This window comes from Acidovorax sp. LjRoot118, assembly GCF_964253575.1.
GTDB lineage: Bacteria > Pseudomonadota > Gammaproteobacteria > Burkholderiales > Burkholderiaceae_C > Acidovorax.
In genome coordinates this window covers 6,269,581-6,285,650 of record NZ_CAXURB020000001.1, presented here as the reverse complement: position 1 = coordinate 6,285,650, position 16,070 = coordinate 6,269,581, and the positions used below count along the sequence as shown (strand labels likewise).

Annotated in this window: 12 protein-coding genes and 1 pseudogene; 5 read left to right on the top strand and 8 right to left on the bottom strand. The window is 67.5% G+C overall.

What is annotated here, in order from left to right:
* Nucleotides 1-235: 235 nt before the first annotated feature.
* The 6 genes and pseudogenes from ACSQ9E_RS29575 to ACSQ9E_RS29550 all read right to left on the bottom strand — a co-directional run bounded on the left by ACSQ9E_RS29575 (nt 236) and on the right by ACSQ9E_RS29550 (nt 7,372).
* A complete protein-coding gene (locus ACSQ9E_RS29575) occupies nt 236-1,828 on the bottom strand; it encodes a polyamine aminopropyltransferase (protein ID WP_436219913.1) in 1,593 nt (530 codons plus the stop codon).
* A gap of 75 nt (nt 1,829-1,903) precedes the next feature.
* Nucleotides 1,904-3,787 carry a TonB-dependent receptor gene (locus ACSQ9E_RS29570; protein ID WP_436219912.1) on the bottom strand — a complete coding sequence of 628 codons (1,884 nt, stop codon included), beginning with the start codon at nt 3,785-3,787 and terminating at the stop codon, nt 1,904-1,906.
* 272 nt (nt 3,788-4,059) lie between these two features.
* Nucleotides 4,060-4,320, bottom strand: a pseudogene (locus ACSQ9E_RS29565) (TonB-dependent siderophore receptor); the annotation flags it as partial.
* Between the two features lie 163 nt (nt 4,321-4,483).
* Nucleotides 4,484-4,705: a DUF350 domain-containing protein gene (locus ACSQ9E_RS29560; RefSeq protein ID WP_082604034.1), complete on the bottom strand. Its 222-nt coding sequence runs from the start codon at nt 4,703-4,705 to the stop codon at nt 4,484-4,486.
* Nucleotides 4,706-4,729: 24 nt separating this feature from the next.
* Entirely contained in the window at nt 4,730-6,220 is a 1,491-nt protein-coding gene (locus ACSQ9E_RS29555; RefSeq protein WP_436219911.1) for a DUF4178 domain-containing protein, read from the bottom strand.
* Between the two features lie 102 nt (nt 6,221-6,322).
* The gene (locus tag ACSQ9E_RS29550; RefSeq protein ID WP_436219910.1) at nt 6,323-7,372 is read right to left on the bottom strand and encodes an SPFH domain-containing protein; all 1,050 of its coding nucleotides are present in this window, start codon (nt 7,370-7,372) and stop codon (nt 6,323-6,325) included.
* Between the two features lie 256 nt (nt 7,373-7,628).
* On the opposite strand from ACSQ9E_RS29550, the gene ACSQ9E_RS29545 reads away from it, so the two are divergent.
* A complete protein-coding gene (locus ACSQ9E_RS29545) occupies nt 7,629-7,883 on the top strand; it encodes a DUF2061 domain-containing protein (RefSeq protein ID WP_436220276.1) in 255 nt (84 codons plus the stop codon).
* Between the two features lie 84 nt (nt 7,884-7,967).
* On the opposite strand, the gene ACSQ9E_RS29540 is transcribed toward ACSQ9E_RS29545, so the two are convergent.
* The gene (locus ACSQ9E_RS29540; RefSeq protein WP_436219909.1) at nt 7,968-8,522 is read right to left on the bottom strand and encodes an adenine phosphoribosyltransferase; all 555 of its coding nucleotides are present in this window, start codon (nt 8,520-8,522) and stop codon (nt 7,968-7,970) included.
* Nucleotides 8,523-8,672: 150 nt separating this feature from the next.
* Here ACSQ9E_RS29540 and ACSQ9E_RS29535 point away from each other — a divergent pair, with 150 nt between their 5' ends.
* Nucleotides 8,673-11,735 (top strand): EAL domain-containing protein, encoded by a 3,063-nt coding sequence (locus ACSQ9E_RS29535; protein WP_436219908.1) that lies wholly within the window; start codon nt 8,673-8,675, stop codon nt 11,733-11,735.
* A gap of 9 nt (nt 11,736-11,744) precedes the next feature.
* Here ACSQ9E_RS29535 and ACSQ9E_RS29530 read toward each other — a convergent pair whose 3' ends face one another.
* Nucleotides 11,745-13,730: a monovalent cation:proton antiporter-2 (CPA2) family protein gene (locus ACSQ9E_RS29530; RefSeq protein WP_057200542.1), complete on the bottom strand. Its 1,986-nt coding sequence runs from the start codon at nt 13,728-13,730 to the stop codon at nt 11,745-11,747.
* Between the two features lie 49 nt (nt 13,731-13,779).
* Here ACSQ9E_RS29530 and ACSQ9E_RS29525 point away from each other — a divergent pair, with 49 nt between their 5' ends.
* Genes ACSQ9E_RS29525 through lptC form a run of 3 tightly spaced genes read left to right on the top strand, consistent with a single transcriptional unit; the run spans nt 13,780 to nt 16,033 of the window.
* The gene (locus ACSQ9E_RS29525; RefSeq protein ID WP_179682848.1) at nt 13,780-14,781 is read left to right on the top strand and encodes a KpsF/GutQ family sugar-phosphate isomerase; all 1,002 of its coding nucleotides are present in this window, start codon (nt 13,780-13,782) and stop codon (nt 14,779-14,781) included.
* Between the two features lie 3 nt (nt 14,782-14,784).
* Nucleotides 14,785-15,348 (top strand): KdsC family phosphatase, encoded by a 564-nt coding sequence (locus tag ACSQ9E_RS29520; protein ID WP_436219907.1) that lies wholly within the window; start codon nt 14,785-14,787, stop codon nt 15,346-15,348.
* 58 nt (nt 15,349-15,406) lie between these two features.
* Nucleotides 15,407-16,033, top strand: a complete 627-nt coding sequence (lptC, locus tag ACSQ9E_RS29515) for an LPS export ABC transporter periplasmic protein LptC (protein WP_057200539.1) — start codon at nt 15,407-15,409, stop codon at nt 16,031-16,033.
* The last annotated feature ends 37 nt before the right edge of the window (nt 16,034-16,070 follow it).

Sequence of the window (16,070 nt, the reverse complement as noted above, 5' to 3'; positions counted from 1 at the left end):
CGGGCGGACAAAATGTAAGCGTTGGTTTCCATTTTGCCGGGAACCCCGTGAGCGATTTACCCACGTGCCCGGTAACCCCCTCAACTCCCCGATTTGTTACATCCGCGCGGCATGGATGCAACAGCGCAGGCCCCTAACCCCAGGTCCCCACACCTGGCGCGGCCCAGGCCAGCGCCCCCGCGCAAGGGCCGCCCCGCCGCGCTGGGGGCGTCCCCCTCAGGGGGTTGTTCCGAATTCAGTGCGCAACCACCTTGCCCCATTCCCGCTCGTAGGTGTGCACCAGCGCCTGGTTGGACAGGCGGTTCACCTCGGCCGGCAGGCGCGCCATGTCGAGCGGAAAGTCGAACAGCAGGGGAAGCGTGCCCGCGCTCAGGAAGCGCAGGTCGGGCGGCAGTGCCTCGGGCATGCGCCAGGGCCGGCGGCTGGCCACCACGAAGCCCCACTCGCCGAAGCTGGGCACATGGGCATGGTAGGGCGCCGTCTGCAGGCCCACGGACTCGATGGTCTGCACCACGGTCCAGAAACTCTGGCGTGCCACCAGCGGCGAGGTGGTCTGCACCACGGCATAACCGCTGGCCGCCAAGCGCTTGTCCAGCAGCGCATAGAAGCTGTTGGTGTAGAGCTTGCCGATGGAAAAATTGGTGGGATCGGGAAAGTCGACCACGATCACGTCGAACAGGTCATCCACCGCATCGCCGCCATCCGCCTTGGCGTCCTTGCCGTGCTGCAGCCACTGGAAGGCGTCGGTGTTGACCACGTGCACCTTGGGCGAGCGCAGCGCCTCGCCATTGAGCCGGGCGAGCGTGGGGTTGTCGCTGAACAGGCGCGTCATGGCCGGGTCCAGCTCCACCAGGGTGACGGACTCGACCGAGGGGTACTTGAGGATCTCGCGCACGGCCATGCCGTCGCCACCGCCGAGCACGGCCACGCGCCGGGGTGCGCCGTGCGCCGCCATGGCGGGGTGGACCAGGGCCTCGTGGTAGCGGTACTCGTCGCGCTCCGCGAACTGCAGGTTGCCGTTGAGGTACAGGCGGTGACCCAGCTTGCCGTTGGTGACGACGATGCGCTGGTAGGACGACGCGGTGCTGAAGACGATGCGGTCCTGGTAGAACTTGTCTTCGGCAAAGCTGGTGATGTGGTCCGCGCCGAGCAGGCCCGCGAACAGCAGCCCTATGACGGCGACGCAGGCGAAGGCATGCGCGCGCAGGCGGCGCAGCTCATCGCGGAACAGCCACACCGCCCACAGCGCCACGGCTGCATTCATGAGCCCGAACAGCAGCCCCGTGCGGATGAGCCCCAGGTGCGGCACCAGCAGCAGCGGAAAAGCCATGGACACGGCCAGCGCGCCCAGGTAATCGAAGGTCAGCACCTGCGAGACCAGGTCCTTGAGCGAGACGTTGCGCCTCAAGATGCGCATGACCAGCGGAATCTCCAGCCCCACCAGCGTGCCCACCATGAACACCATGCCGTACAACAGCAGCCGGAAGGCCCCCGGCGCATAGGCGTTGGCCAGGAACAGCGTGGCCGGCAGCGCGCCGCCAATCAGTGCCACCATCAACTCGATGCGCAAAAAGTGCGCAGGCAGCTGCCGCTCGAAATAGCGCGACAGCCAGGAGCCCACGCCCATGGCGAACAGGTAGGTGCCGATGATGGTGGAGAACTGCAGCACCGAGTCGCCCAACACATAGGACGCGAGGGCACCAGCCGCCAGCTCGTAGAGCAGGCCGCAGGCGGCCACGACGAACACGCTGGCCAGCAGCGCAACGTCGATGGGGCGTGCGCCCGAGGGGGCGGAGGCGGAGGGGAGGGAGGTAGGGTTTGAGGACAAGCCGCTATTGTGCTGCGAATGGGAAAGGTGCAAGCCGAGGGCACCTTCCGGAAGTCCCCCGCCCCAAGGCCGGCGTCAGAACTGGTAGTTCACGCTGACCAGCAGGCTGCGCGGGGCGCCCGGCATGGCATCGCTGCGCCAGTATTCCTTGTCCAGCAGGTTGGAGATGGCGGCCGTCGCCGTCCATACGCCCTGGCGCCAGCCCACCAGCGCATCCCAGCGGGTATAGCCGGGCACGCGCGAGGTGTTGGCGGCGTTGAGCCAGCGGGCGCTGGTGTGCGTGGCGCCGATTTCCCCGTACCAGGGGCCTTGCGGCGCGTAGCGCACGAAGAAGTTGCCGTTGCGCAAGGCGGTGTCCACCAGGTACTTGCCCACCAGTGCGGGCTGCAGCTTGTCCTCGGTGACCTTGGCGCTGGTCACGCCCACGCCGCCGCGCACGTACCACGACGAGGCCACACGGCCTGCCGCGCTGAACTCGATGCCGCGCGAGCGCTCCTTGCCGCGCACGGCCCAGGTGAAGGGATCGTTGACCGCGTCGGGGCGGTAGCGGATGTTGGCGTGCTCGAGCTGGTACACCGACAGCTGGGTCGAGAGCGCGCCGTTCAGCCAGTCGCTCTTGACGCCCACCTCGACCTGGCGCGAGTGCTGGGGCTCGTCGTCGTAGACGGCGGTGGGCGCAACGTCCACGCTGATCATGCCGCGCCCGCCGTAGGGCGAGTAGCTCTTGTTCCACGAGGCGTACAGGCTGTGCTCGCGCACCGGCTGCCAGACCGCGCCCAGGCGCGGGCTCACCGAATCACCGTCGTAGCCACGGCCCACGTTGGTCAGCAGGTTGGTGCTGTTGAAGGTGAAGCGGTCATAGCGCAGGCCGGCCAGCAGCTTCCATTCGGGCGTGAGGCTGACCAGGTCCTGCACGTACAGGGCCTGGCCCTCGGCCTTGTGCAGGTTGTGCTGGGTCGGGTTGCCCTGCGCCGGCTTGGCGCCCCAGGCGATGGGCTGCAGCGGGTCGTAGCTGAAGGTGGACGCCGGCTGGCCGATGCGCGGGTGGCGCTTTTCCTCGCTGGCCTCGGCACCGACCAGCACCTCGTGCTGGATGCCGCCGGTGCTGAACTTGCCCGTCAGGTCGACGGTGTTGGACAGGGTCTCGTTGGCCGTCTGCTGCCAGGCGTAGTTCGGCCGCACCTGGCCGCGCCACGCGCAGGCGGCGCCTGCGGTGGTCTGGCCCGCCGTGTTGCAGTAGGTGCCGGCGAAGTAGTGGTCGAAGTCCTGGCTGGCCTCGCGCTTGCTGGCCACCCAGCGCACGCTCCAGGCGCTGTTGAAGTCGTACGACAGGTCCGAGCGCAGCACGCGCAGGCGGTCTTCCACCTGGTCATCCGGGTGGGCGAAGCCCTTGCGGATGGAGACACCGGGCGGCAGCTGGTCGTAGACCGGCCCCCGGTCGGGCACGCGCCAGATGTTGTCGTAGGTGCACTGGCCACTCCAGCGCAGGCCGGTGCGGGTATCGACCAGAATGCTGGGCGAGACCATCTCGTTCCGGTTGCGGATACCGCTGCGGAAGCTGTCGGCCTGCTCGCGGTCGGCCGTCAGGCGCACGGCCACGTGGTTGTTGATGACCTTGTTGATATCGAGCGTGCCGCCGTAGTTCTCCCACGAGCCGCCGCGCAAGGTGACGCTGCTCTTGGCATCGAAGCGGGCCTGCTTGCTCACCAGGTTGACGATGCCGCCGCCGCTGCTGCGGCCGTAGAGCACCGAGGCCGGGCCCTTCAAGATCTCGATGCGCTCCACGTTGGCGGTGCTGCGGCGCACCTGGCCGGATTCGCGCACGCCGTCGCGGTAGATGTCGCCCGAGTCGGCGTTGAAGCCGCGGATCATCACGCCCTCGCCGCGCATGTCGTACTTGGTGTTCACGCCGGGCACGCCGTCGAGCATCACCGCAAGGTCGTTGATGCCATAGCTCATAGAGCCTGTTCAATGCCTTTTTGCAGCCGCGTTGGAGTGCAATCGGGATGAGTGGATGCTTCGGATGCGCCGCATGGGCTCGTGCCCATGCAAGCAGCCGGGGCGTCCAATCGCCCGATTTCACTCCAACCCGGAGGGCAAGTGCCTTTTCGGGCGGTCTGCGGCGTTGCGGCGCTTGCCAATAGCCGCGCTATTGGCTGCACCCCGCGCCTTGCATCCCATCCCGAAAAGGGGCTTGCGCGGCTTCAAAAAGACATTGAACAGGCTCTTTACTTGTTGACCTCCAGCGTGTCGATGGTCTGCGGGATGTCGCGCGGCGCCATGTAAGTCTTGGTGGCCGTGGTCACGCCCTCGGGGCGCACATCGTCGGCGTCGTATTGCGAGCCTGTGACCTGCACGGCAGGCAGTGCGGCATCGGCCTGGGCCCAGGCCTGCTGCGCCGTGCCCAGCACGGCCAGCAGGCTGGCCGTTGCGGTGGCCGTCCAACGAAAACGGGCAGCCTTGGTGCTGCCCGCATGGTTCTTGTTCGCCATGTGTACTCCAGAAATATCGAACGCGCAGCCCCTACGGCCGCTACCGTCACCACGAAGTACACATTTTAATACAAACGATAACTATTCTTATTCAGACCTTTTCCTTCAAAAGGGCAAGCGCGCGCCGGCCTGAGCGGCCTGTCGGCGCAGCCACTCAGCAACCTCAATGGATGGCGGCGGCGACGATGAGGCTGATGCCCAGGCACATGGCAGCCACCACGACGCCCAGCGCCACGTTCTGCTTCTCGACGATCTCGCCCCACAGGTCATAGGGCGTGATCTTGTCGACGACGATGAAACACACCCAGAAGATGACGACGCCGATCAGCGCGTACAGGATGGACCCGAGGAACGCCGCGGGCTTGAGCCATTCGATTCCCATCATGGTGGAAGCTCCTTGATAAATTGCTTACTTGTGTCCGCCGCCGCTGGAATAGCCGCCGAACGAGCCGCCCGAGCTGCGGTAGCCGCTGCCGGACGATCCGGAACAGTTGCTCAGCAGGATCAGCAGGATGATGATGACGATCGCGATGATGATGATGGTGCCGCAACCCAGGCCCGATTTGGCCACGAAGGGCCCCGGGTCGTCGCGCTGCAGCACATCCTTCTTGTCTTCGAGCTTGAAGGCCTTGACCACGGTGTCACTGGCCAGCTTGTCGCCCGAGGACCAGGTCACCTCGTTGGGTGTCTGCTCCATCGACAGCAGGCCCTTGGCGCTGGCGAAGTCGCGGTTCGACGTTTTCTGGCCGCGCGTGACCTGCCAGTAGAACTCGCCGAGCACGTAGGTGGTCTCGGCCTCGTAGCTGTATTTGAGCTGGTAGGTGGTGCCCAGGTAGGTGGCACTGCGGCCGCTGGCGGCCATCTGCGGGGCGCCGGTGGTCGGGCGCACCATGCTCCAGCCGTCTTCGGCGTCCACCAGGAAGGCGAAGCCGCGCTTCTGGTTGTACAGCAGGTACTCGCTCCAGCCGAAGTGCTCGTCGTCGCCCGGCTCCACGCCCATGCGGTGCTGAAAGCCCACCACCTGCCAGTGCACGCCCTGCAGCTGGCCCTTGCTGCCCAGCGGGATGATGGGGCGCACCGGCTCGTCCTGCTCGGCCGATTGCAGCTCGCCGCCCACGCCGCTGTCCAGCGAGATGATGCTGGCGCACGAGCCGCAGGTGATACTCTTGGTAGTGGACAACTGCACCTGCACCGGTGCACCGCAGTGCGGGCAGTTGAACTGGCGACCCTTCTCGTCCTTGGCCGATTCGTCCTTGAGGCCGGTGAGCTTGAGGTCCTCAAGCAGCACGGCACGGCCGCGCTCCAGGTGCGGCGGCGTGTGGCCGTAGTCGATGCTGAGCACCTCGCCATCGGCGCTGCGCAGCTCGACCATGTCGAAGGGCTGGCCCAGAGGCGGCAGCTTGGGCAGCTCGCCCTGCGCCGAGATCAGCGAGGCGCTGCCGCTGAAGGCGACGGAATACGACTTGCCGGCAATGGCCGTGGTGGCGCCGATGCGAAAGCGGGCCGCCTCGGGCAGCTCGCGCCCGGCCTCCATGGGCCGCGTGAAGACATAGGCGCCGTTGTCCTCGCCCAGGCTGGCAAGCGTGCCGTCCTGCAGGAAGGCCGACCATTCGGTCCAGACACCGGCCTCGGTCTTGTACTGCAGCCGGCCGATCAGCGTGAAGGGGATGTCCTTGCCGTCGAGCTGTATGCGCCCGCTGGCCATGAGCTGCAGCGGGCTGTGGTCGTCGAACAGCTCGGCCATCTTGCCCACGCGCTGCAGCACATCGCCGCTGCGCACCACGGTGCTCTGGCAGTAGCCGCAGACGGCGTGGGTGGACTGCGCGCTGCGGAATTCAACCGGCGCGCCGCAGCCCGGGCAGGGCGCGCGGTAGGAACGCTGTGTGGGGTCAGTGGCCATTCGGGCGGTGCACTCGGCAGCCGGGTGCGGCAATGCAGGGGCCCATCAGCCCGCTGCTGCCCGCACGCCAGGCGCCGGTAGCGAAGGTAGGTTGCGCCGGCCTCAGATCAGCTTCTTGAGCAGTTCGGACTTCTTGGCGTCGAACTCCTCCTGCGTGAGGATGCCCTTGGACTTGAGTTCGCCGAGCTTCTCGAGCGTGGCCATCACGTCCTCGGGCTTCACACCGGAGGCTGCTGCTGCCACGGCCGCAGCAGCCGGGGCCGCGTTGCCGCCACCCTGCAGGCCCTGCTGCAGGTTCTGCGCCATCACCTGGCCCAGCGCCACGCCGGCCCCCAGGCCCATGGCATCGCCCGCAATGCCGCTGCCACCACCGCTGTTCTCGGCGAACTTGGGGATGGCCTGGGCGGTCTGGTACTGCATGAACTTGGCCATGTCGTTGCCGACCATGCCCATGCCGATCTTCTGGTCCAGGATCTTCTGCAGCTCTTCGGGCAGCGAGACGTTCTGCACCGTGAGGTTCTCGATCAGCAGGCCGAGCTTGGCGAACAGGGGGGCCAGCTCCTTGGTCAGCGCATCGGCGAACATGACCTGGTTGGCCGCCAGGTCCAGGAAGGGCAGGCCGCTGCCGGCAATGGCGTTGCTGATGTTCTGCAGCACCAGGCCACGCAGCTGGCCTTCGAGGTCGGCCACGGGATACGACTCTCGCGTGCCGGAGATCTCGGTGTGGAACAGCTTGGGGTCGGCAATGCGGAAGGCGTAGTTGCCGAAGGCGCGCAGGCGCACCGCACCGAAGTCCTTGTCGCGGATGGTGATGGGCTGGGGCGTGCCCCACTTCTGGTCGATCTGCTGGCGCGTGCTGAAGAAGTAGACATCGCTCTTGAAGGGCGACTCGAAGAGCTTGTCCCAATTCTTGAGGTAGGTCAGCACCGGCAGCGTCTGCGTGGTGAGCTTGTAGGTACCGGGGCCGAAGACGTCGGCCACCTTGCCTTCGTTGACGAAGATCGCCATCTGCGATTCGCGCACCACCAGCGTGCCACCGTTCTGGATTTCCATGCCGCTCATCGGGAAGCGCCATGCCAGCGTGCCGTCGCCTTCCTCCGTCCACTGGAGGACGTCGATGAACTGTTTCTTGATGAAGTCCATGAGGGCCATGTCTGCTCCCTAGTGCGTTGCCGCAGTTGAAAAGATGTCCATCATAGCAACGGGGTTGCCAGGGTCTGAGGGATTTTTTGGCCCCACTGCGTGACGGATTTAACGCCGGGGCGCTTGGGGTTTTGCGGGGGGCTTTGCAATAGTTTCAATGCGTGGATTAGCAGTTTTCAATTGGTGAATGCTATTGAGAATCCCTACCATCAACACCATGCCTGCCCACCCCTGTGCAGGCGCTGATTGGAAGAAGGAATCCACCATGGCCCGCATCCGCCAACTCGCCCGCCAGAACCAGACCATGCTCAAGAAGACCGGCAGCTACTACCTGATCCACATCAGTGTGGCGGCCATGGTGGCCTATGCGGTCACGGGCAACCTCTGGGCATCGCTCACACTGAGCCTGCTCGAACCCACGGTGCAAGCCGTGGCTTTCTTCTTCCATGAGAAGGCCTGGGACCGTGCGGCGCGCCGCCGTGCAGCCAGTGCGGCCGATGCCGTGCCTTCGCTCGCATGACCGCCATGCACCCGCCCTTTTTCGCCCAATGGCTGCATCAGGTTTTTGCAGCCTACGCACGGGGGCAGTGACGTGCTGCGGGGCTCAATGCCCTTCGAAATCGACGAGGGTGTAGAGCGGCAAGCATGATTCCCTGAGCCGCTGCGAGCCGCCCAACTCAGGCAGGTCGACGATGGCCGCGCCCTCGATCACGGTGGCGCCCAGCTTCTCCAGCAGCCGCCGGCCGGCCATCATGGTGCCCCCCGTGGCGATCAGGTCGTCGATCAGCAGCACGCGGTCGCCGGGCTTGACGGCATCGGTGTGCAACTCCACCGTGGCGCTGCCGTATTCGAGCTCGTAGGTCTCCTCCACCGTGGTGAAGGGCAGCTTGCCCTTCTTGCGGATCGGCACGAAGCCCACGTTGAGCTCGTAGGCCACGACAGCCCCCAGGATGAAGCCGCGCGCATCGAGCCCGGCCACCACATCGGGGCGCAGGGCCTTGTCCATGTAGCGGTGCACGAAGGCATCGATCAGCACGCGAAAGACCTTGGGGTCCTGCAGCAGCGGCGTGATGTCGCGGAACTGCACACCGGGTGCCGGCCAGTCGGGCACGGTACGGATGTGCTGGCGCAGGTACTGGTTGACGCTGAGGGGCTGCATGGGGTGTGGGGTGGATGGCACAAAGGCTGCGAGTGTAAACACCAGCCCTGGGGGGTGGCCCGCCCGCAAGCTGCAAATGCTGACCCATAATGGGCCATCGTTACACCTGCGCCATGCAGGCTGCCCCCTCGCCCTGAAAACCAGCCGGCCATGCCCATCTCCGTCCTGTTGATCGAAGACGACCGGGAGCACGCACGGGCGCTCGTCGATGCATTGGTGGACCCCTGGCTGGGCTGGCGGGTGGAGGTGGCGCCCTCGCTGGCACAGGCCCAGGCATGGCTGGAGAACCACACCCCGGACATTCTGCTGGTCTGCCAGCATTTCGAAGACGGATCGGCCTACGACGTGCTCGAGCGCATGGGTCGCATCCCGGCCTTGATCATCGTGGACGCCGGTGCCGACGCCCAGGCGGCGCACGCAATGCGCCATGGCTTTGCCGACTTCACCATCCGCGACCCCGGCTGCAACTACCTGCTGGCCCTGCCGGCGCAGATAGAGGCCGTGCTCGAGCGCAGCAGCAGCGTGCGCGCTCGCCGCGCCGCCGAGGCCATGCTGGCACGCCAGCACCGGCTGCTGCAGGCGATCTCGCGCGCGCAGGCCGTGTTCATTGCCAGTTCGGCCCCGCGCGCTGCGTTCGATGCGCTGCTGCACGAGCTCATGGAGCTGACCGGCAGCCGGTTCGGGCTGGTCGGGCAGGTGCAGCGCACGGCCGACGGCAAGCCCTTTCTGCGCATGCATTCCATGACCGACGTGGCGTGGGACGAGGCCACGCGCGCGCGCTACACCCGGGACGCGGAGGAGGGCCAGGTCTTCGACGACCTCGACTCCCTGCCCGGCCAGGCGATGCTGACCGAAAAGCCCGTGGTCATCAACGATGCAGCGGGCGACAGCCGCAGCGCCGGCATGCCGCCGGGGCACCCGCCCGTGGTCTCGTACCTGGGCCTGCCCATCCTGGCCTCGGGCGAGCTCGTCGCCGTGGTGGGTCTGGCCAACCGGCCAGAGGGCTACACCGCAGCCGACGTGCAGTTTTTGCAACCGCTCTTGAGCACCGTGGGCCAGCTGGAGCTGGCGCGGCGGGCCGAACTCGCACGCCGCCAGGTGGAGCAGGAGCTGGCGCGCACCAGCGCGCTGCTGGCTGAAAAGACACGCGCGCTGCAGAGCACGCTGGCCAGCGTGTCGCAGGGCATCACCAACGTCGATGGCGAAGGCCGCATCCGCGTCTACAACCAGCGCTACCTGGAGCTCCTGAACCTGCCCGAGGAACTGCTCGCGGGCGAGCCCCGGGTGGAGGAGGTGGTGCGCTTCCAGACCGAGCGCGGGGACTTCGGCACCGGCTTCCAGCTGATCGAGTCCAAGGCCCGGGACTATGTGGGTGCCGAATACGCCGCGCATGGCGGCAACCTGACCATGCCGGAAAGCTACATCCGCCGCACGGTGGCCGGCCGCTTCATCGAGGTGCGCACGCGCCCGCTGGAAGGGGGCGGGCGCGTGCGCACCTTCACCGACGTGACCGACTACCTGGGCGCGCTGGAGGCCCTGCGCGAGAGTGAGGCCCGCTGGCGCAGCCTCACGCAGCTGTCCTCCGACTGGTACTGGGAGCAGGATGCCGAGTTCCGCTTCGTGCGCATCGAGGGCAGTCCGCAGAACAAGATGGACCTGCCCGACAGCCAGCTCTTCGGGCTCACGCGCTGGGAGCTGCCCAACACCTTTGCGGACGATGGACAGTGGCGCGCGCACCGCGAGCAGCTCGCACAGCGCCAGGTGTTCCGCAATTTCGAGATCCAGCGCATGTCGGCGCAAGGGGACCCCCTCTGGGTTTCCATCAGCGGCGAGCCCATTTTCGATGCCGAGGGCCAGTTCACCGGCTACCGCGGGCTGGCCCGCGACATCACGGAGCGCAAGCGCGCCGAGGCCGAGATCCAGCGCCTGGCGTTCTACGACGAACTGACCAAACTGCCCAACCGGCGCCTGCTGCTCGATCGGCTGGAGCGCGTGGCGACGGCCTGCGAGCGCGACGGCCAGCATGGCGCCCTGCTGTTCCTGGACCTGGACAACTTCAAGGGCATCAACGACACGATGGGCCATGAATGGGGCGACCGACTGCTGGTGCAGGTGGGCATGCGCCTGCGTGCCAGCGTGCGCGCCACCGACACCGTGGCCCGCCTGGGGGGCGACGAATTCGTGGTGGTTCTGCAGGGCCTGAGCAGCGAGGAGACCGGCGCCGCCGTGGAATCGGAGGCCGTGGCCCAGAAGGTGCTGCAGGCCCTCAACGAGCCCTACGACATGGATGGCAGCGAGCTGCACAGCACGCCCAGCATCGGCATTGCCCTGTTCAGCGACCGGCAGCAGCCCGTCAACGAACTGCTCAAGCGGGCCGACCTGGCGATGTACCAGGCCAAGGCCCAGGGGCGCAACACGCTGTGCTTCTTCGATCCCGCCATGCAGGCGGCGGCCACGGCACGCTCGGCGCTGGAGGGCGACATCCGCCAGGGCATACAGCGCAATGAGTTCTTGCTGCACTACCAGCCCGTGGTCAACGCCACCGGCCAGACCATGGGCGCCGAGGCCCTGGTGCGCTGGCAGCACCCGCAACGCGGCATGGTGCCGCCGGGCCAGTTCATTCCACTGGCCGAGCAGACCGGCCTGATCCTGCCCTTGGGCCAGCGCGTGCTGCATCTGGCCTGCGAGCAATTGGCCCGCTGGAACCGGGAGCCGGCCACCCAGGCCTGGACCGTGGCGGTGAATGTCAGCGCGCAGGAGTTTCGCCACACCGAATTCGTGCCCCAGGTGCTGCAGGCGCTGTACACCACGGGCGCCGACCCCGGGAGGCTCAAGCTGGAGCTGACCGAAAGCCTGCTGCTATCGGACGTAGAGGAGAGCATCGTCAAGATGCAGGTGCTGCGCAACCTGGGCGTGGGCTTCTCGCTCGATGATTTCGGTACCGGCTACTCGTCGCTCTCCTACCTCAAGCGGCTGCCGCTGGACCAGCTCAAGATCGACCAGAGCTTCGTGCGCGACGTGCTCACCGACCCCAACGATGCCGCCATCGCCTGCACCATCGTGGCGCTGGCGCACAGCCTCGGCCTGGACGTGGTGGCCGAAGGGGTGGAAACCGAAGGCCAGCACGACTTTCTGCTGCGCAACGGCTGCCAGCAGTTCCAGGGCTATCTCTTTGGGCGGCCCGGCCCCGCAGAAGCGCTGCAGCCCGGCTGACCCGGCCTGTCAGCCTTTGAGCAACCTGGCTTCGGCCAGGCTCAACGCTGCGGGGTGGCCCGACAGCACCAGCGTGTCGCCCTCGGCCAGCGCCGCATCGTCCGCCGCAGCACTCACATGGCCGTTGGCACGGCGCAGGTTGACCACGCGCACGCCCATGGCCGGCAGGGCCAACTCGCCCAGCGCCTGGCCTAGGGTCTTGGAGCCAGAAGGCAGGGTGACGGTGGCCAGGCGCTCCTGGTCGCGCTCGTTGACGGTGTCGTCGTCGGCCCCGTGGAAGTAGCCGCGCAGCAGGTTGTAGCGTGCATCGCGCTGGTCCTGCACCAGGCGCAGCACGCGGCGCATGGGCACGCCGACCAGGGCCAGCGCGTGGCTGGCGAGCATCAGCGAGCCTTCGATGGCCTCGGGCACGACCTCGGTCGCACCGGCATCCCGCAGCTTGTCCAGGTGCAGGTCGTCCTGGGTACGCACCACCACCGGCACCTGCGGCGCATGGGAGCGGGTGTTGGCCAGCACCTTGAGCGCGGCCGGCACGTCGATGTAGGTCACGGCCACGGCGCTGGCGCGCACCAGGCCAGCGGCCATGAGCGCCTGCAGGCGCGTGGCATCGCCGTAGACCACCGAGTCGCCAGCGGCGGCGGCCTGGCGCACCCGGTCCGGGTCCAGGTCGAGCGCCATGTAGGGGATTCCTTCGTGCTCCAGCATGCGCGCCAGGTTCTGGCCCGAACGGCCATAGCCGCAGATGATCACGTGCTTGCTCGAATTGATGGACTTGCGCGCAATGCTCGTCATCTGCAGCGATTGCTGCAGCCAGTCGCTGGCCACCAGCTTCATCACGATGCGGTTGGCGTACATGATGAGGAAGGGTGTGGCCAGCATCGACAGCACCATGGCGGCGAGGATGGGGTTCATGAGCGCGGGCTGCACCAGGTTGTTGTTCTGGGCCAGCGACAGCAGCACGAAGCCGAATTCGCCGGCCTGCGCCAGATACAGCCCGGTGCGCAGCGAGACCCCCGTGGTAGCCCCCATGCCGCGCGCCAGCACCAGGATGACCACCAGCTTGAGCGTGATCGGCACCACCAGCAGCGCCAGCACCAGGCCCCAGCGGTCCACCAGGATGTGCCAGTCCAGCATCATGCCGATGGTGATGAAGAACAGCCCCAGCAGCACGTCGTGGAAGGGGCGGATGTCGGTGCCCACCTGGTGGCTGTACTCGGTCTCCGACACCAGCACGCCGGCGATGAAGGCCCCGAGCGCCAGGCTCAGGCCGGCCTCTTCGGTCAGCCAGGCCAGGCCCAGCGTGATGAGCAGCAGGTTGAGCATGAACAGCTCCTCGCTCTTGCGGCGCGCCACCAGGGTCAGCCACCAGCGCATCACGCGCTGCCCGCCGGTGAGCAGCAGGCCCACCAGCACCGTGGCCTTGAGCAGGGCCCAGGCCAGGGCCACCAGCAGCTTGTCGGGCGAGGAGCCCAGCGCCGGGATCAGCACCAGCAGCGGCACCACGGCCAGATCCTGGAACAGCAGGATGCCCATGACGTTGCGGCCATGCTCGCTTTCGAGCTCGGCGCGCTCGGCCATCAGCTTGACCACGATGGCGGTGCTGCTCATGGCCATCACGCCCGACAGGGCCAGTGCCGTCTGCCAGCCCATCTCCCAGATCCCGCCCACCAGCAGCGAAAGGACCAGCGAGCCCCCGCCCGCCAGCGTCATGGTCACCACCACCTGCATGAGCCCCAGGCCGAACACCTGGCGGCGCATGGCGCGCAGCTTGGGCAGGCTGAACTCCAGGCCGATGGCGAACATCAGGAACACCACGCCGAATTCGCCCAGGTGGCGCACCCCCTCGGAGTTCTGCGCCAGCGCCAGCGCATGCGGCCCGATGAGCACACCTGCCGCCAGGTAGCCGAGCATGGGCGGCAGCTTCAGGCTGCGGCAGACCACCACGCCCAGCACTGCGGCCAGAAGGTAGAGCAGGGTGAGGGCGAGTGAGGACATAGGCTGATGCTATCCGAGCCCGGGCAGGCCGGTCGATAGAATCTCGCGCATGACTCCCGCTCTCCCCGTGCTTCCCCCCTTCCATGCCGAGCAGGCACTGCGCCTGGCCCGCGAGACCTTCGACATCGAAGCCGCTGCCCTGAACGCGCTGGCCGCCCGCGTGGATGCGCGCTTTGCACAGGCCGTGCAGATGGCACTCTCGATCCGCGGCCGGGTGGTGGTGATGGGCATGGGCAAGAGCGGCCATGTGGGCCGCAAGATCGCCGCCACCCTGGCCTCCACGGGCACCCCGGCGTTTTTCGTGCACCCGGGTGAAGCCAGCCATGGCGACCTGGGCATGGTGACGGAGCACGACATGGTGCTGGCCATCTCCAACAGCGGCGAAAGCGGCGAACTCACGGCCATCCTGCCAGTGCTCAAGCGCCTGGGGGTTCCGCTGCTGGCCCTGACCGGCGGGCTCGACTCCACCCTGGCGCGCCATGCCGACCTGGTGCTCGACTGCAGCGTGGACCGCGAGGCCTGCCCGCTGAACCTGGCCCCCACCGCCAGTACCACGGCCCAGCTGGCCATGGGCGACGCGCTGGCCGTGGCCCTGCTCGATGCACGCGGTTTCCGGCCCGAGGATTTCGCGCGCTCGCACCCTGGCGGTGCGCTGGGCCGCAAGCTGTTGACCCATGTGAGCGACGTCATGCGCTCGGGCAGCGACGTGCCGCGCGTGGCACCCGAGGCATCGTTCAGCGAGCTGATGCGCGAGATGAGCGCCAAGGGACTGGGCGCTTCGGCCATCGTCGACCCTGCTGGCCAGATCCTGGGCATCTTCACCGACGGCGACCTGCGCCGGCGCATCGAGGCCGGTGCCGACCTGCGCACCGCCAGCGCCGCCGAGGTGATGCACTCCGCGCCCCGGCGCATTGCCCCCGATGCCCTGGCCGTGGACGCCGCCGAGCTCATGGAGGCCCACGGCATCACCAGCGTGCTGGTGGTGGATGCCGCCGGTGCGCTGGTCGGCGTGGTGCACATCGGCGACCTGATGCGCGCCAAGGTGATCTGAGCCATGGCTACCCCCCTTTCCGTGCAGCCGGCCCTGACCTTCGCACCCGAGCTCCTGTTGCGCGCCCAGGGCGTGCGGGTGGCGTTTTTCGACGTGGACGGCGTGCTCACCGACGGCAGCCTGCTGTTCACCGACGCGGGCGAAACCATCAAACGCTTCAACACCCTGGACGGCCACGGCCTCAAGCTGTTGCAGAAGGCGGGCATCACCCCCGCCGTGATCACCGGGCGCGACTCGGCCCCGCTGCGCGTGCGCCTCAAGGCCCTGGGTGTGGAGCATGCGGTCTTTGGTACCGAGGACAAGCGCCCTGCGGCCGAGGACATCCTGGCCCGCCTGGGCCTGTCCTGGGCGCAGGCCGCCGCCATAGGCGACGACTGGCCCGACCTGCCGGTGATGCGCCGCAGCGCCCTGGCCTGCGCACCGGCCAACGCCCAGGCCGAGGTGCGGCAGAACGCCCACTACATCACTGCTGCGCGCGGTGGCGATGGCGCTGCACGCGAGTTCTGCGATCTGCTGCTCGTGGCCACGGGACACTACGCCCGCCTGCTGGCAGACTACACGGCATGACGACTTCTCCCATGCACCTTTGCACCACCACGCCAGCCCCACAGGCAGGAGGCCGCCCATGAGCCGCCGCCGCATGCTCCAGCAAAGCTGGGAGCGCATCACCCTGTACCTGCCGGTGCTGATCATGGGCCTGATGGCCCTGGGCACCTGGTGGCTGGTGCGCAATGCCCCCATGCCCCTGGCCCCGGCCGCCGAGAAGGCCCGGAGCAACCAGCCCGACTATTCGATGAAGGCCTTTTCGGTGAAGAGCTTCGATGCCAAGGGCCGACTGCAAAGCGAGGTGCAGGGCGACCTTGCACGCCACTTCCCGGACACGGACACCCTGGAGATCGACCTGGCGCGCATGCGCTCGGTGGCCATCGACGGGCGCCTGACCCTGGCCACGGCCAACCGGGCCCTGAGCAATGCCGATGGCAGCGAAGTGCAGCTGTTCGGCAACGCCATCGTCACGCGCGAGCCGTTGCCCGCCCGCCCCGGTGTGGCCGCCCAGCCGCGCATGGAGTTCCGCAGCGAGTTCCTGCACGCCTTCACCCAGACCGAGCGCGTGCGCTCGGACAAGCCGGTGGTCCTGACCCGGGGCAACGACCGCTTCACGGCCGATGGCATGGACTACGACAACCTGGACCAGGTGCTGCAGCTGCACGGCCGGGTCAAGGGCCTGCTCATGCCCGGCGCCGCCAAGTAACCCGCTGTAGGCGCCGCCATCAGGCGCATCCCACCCC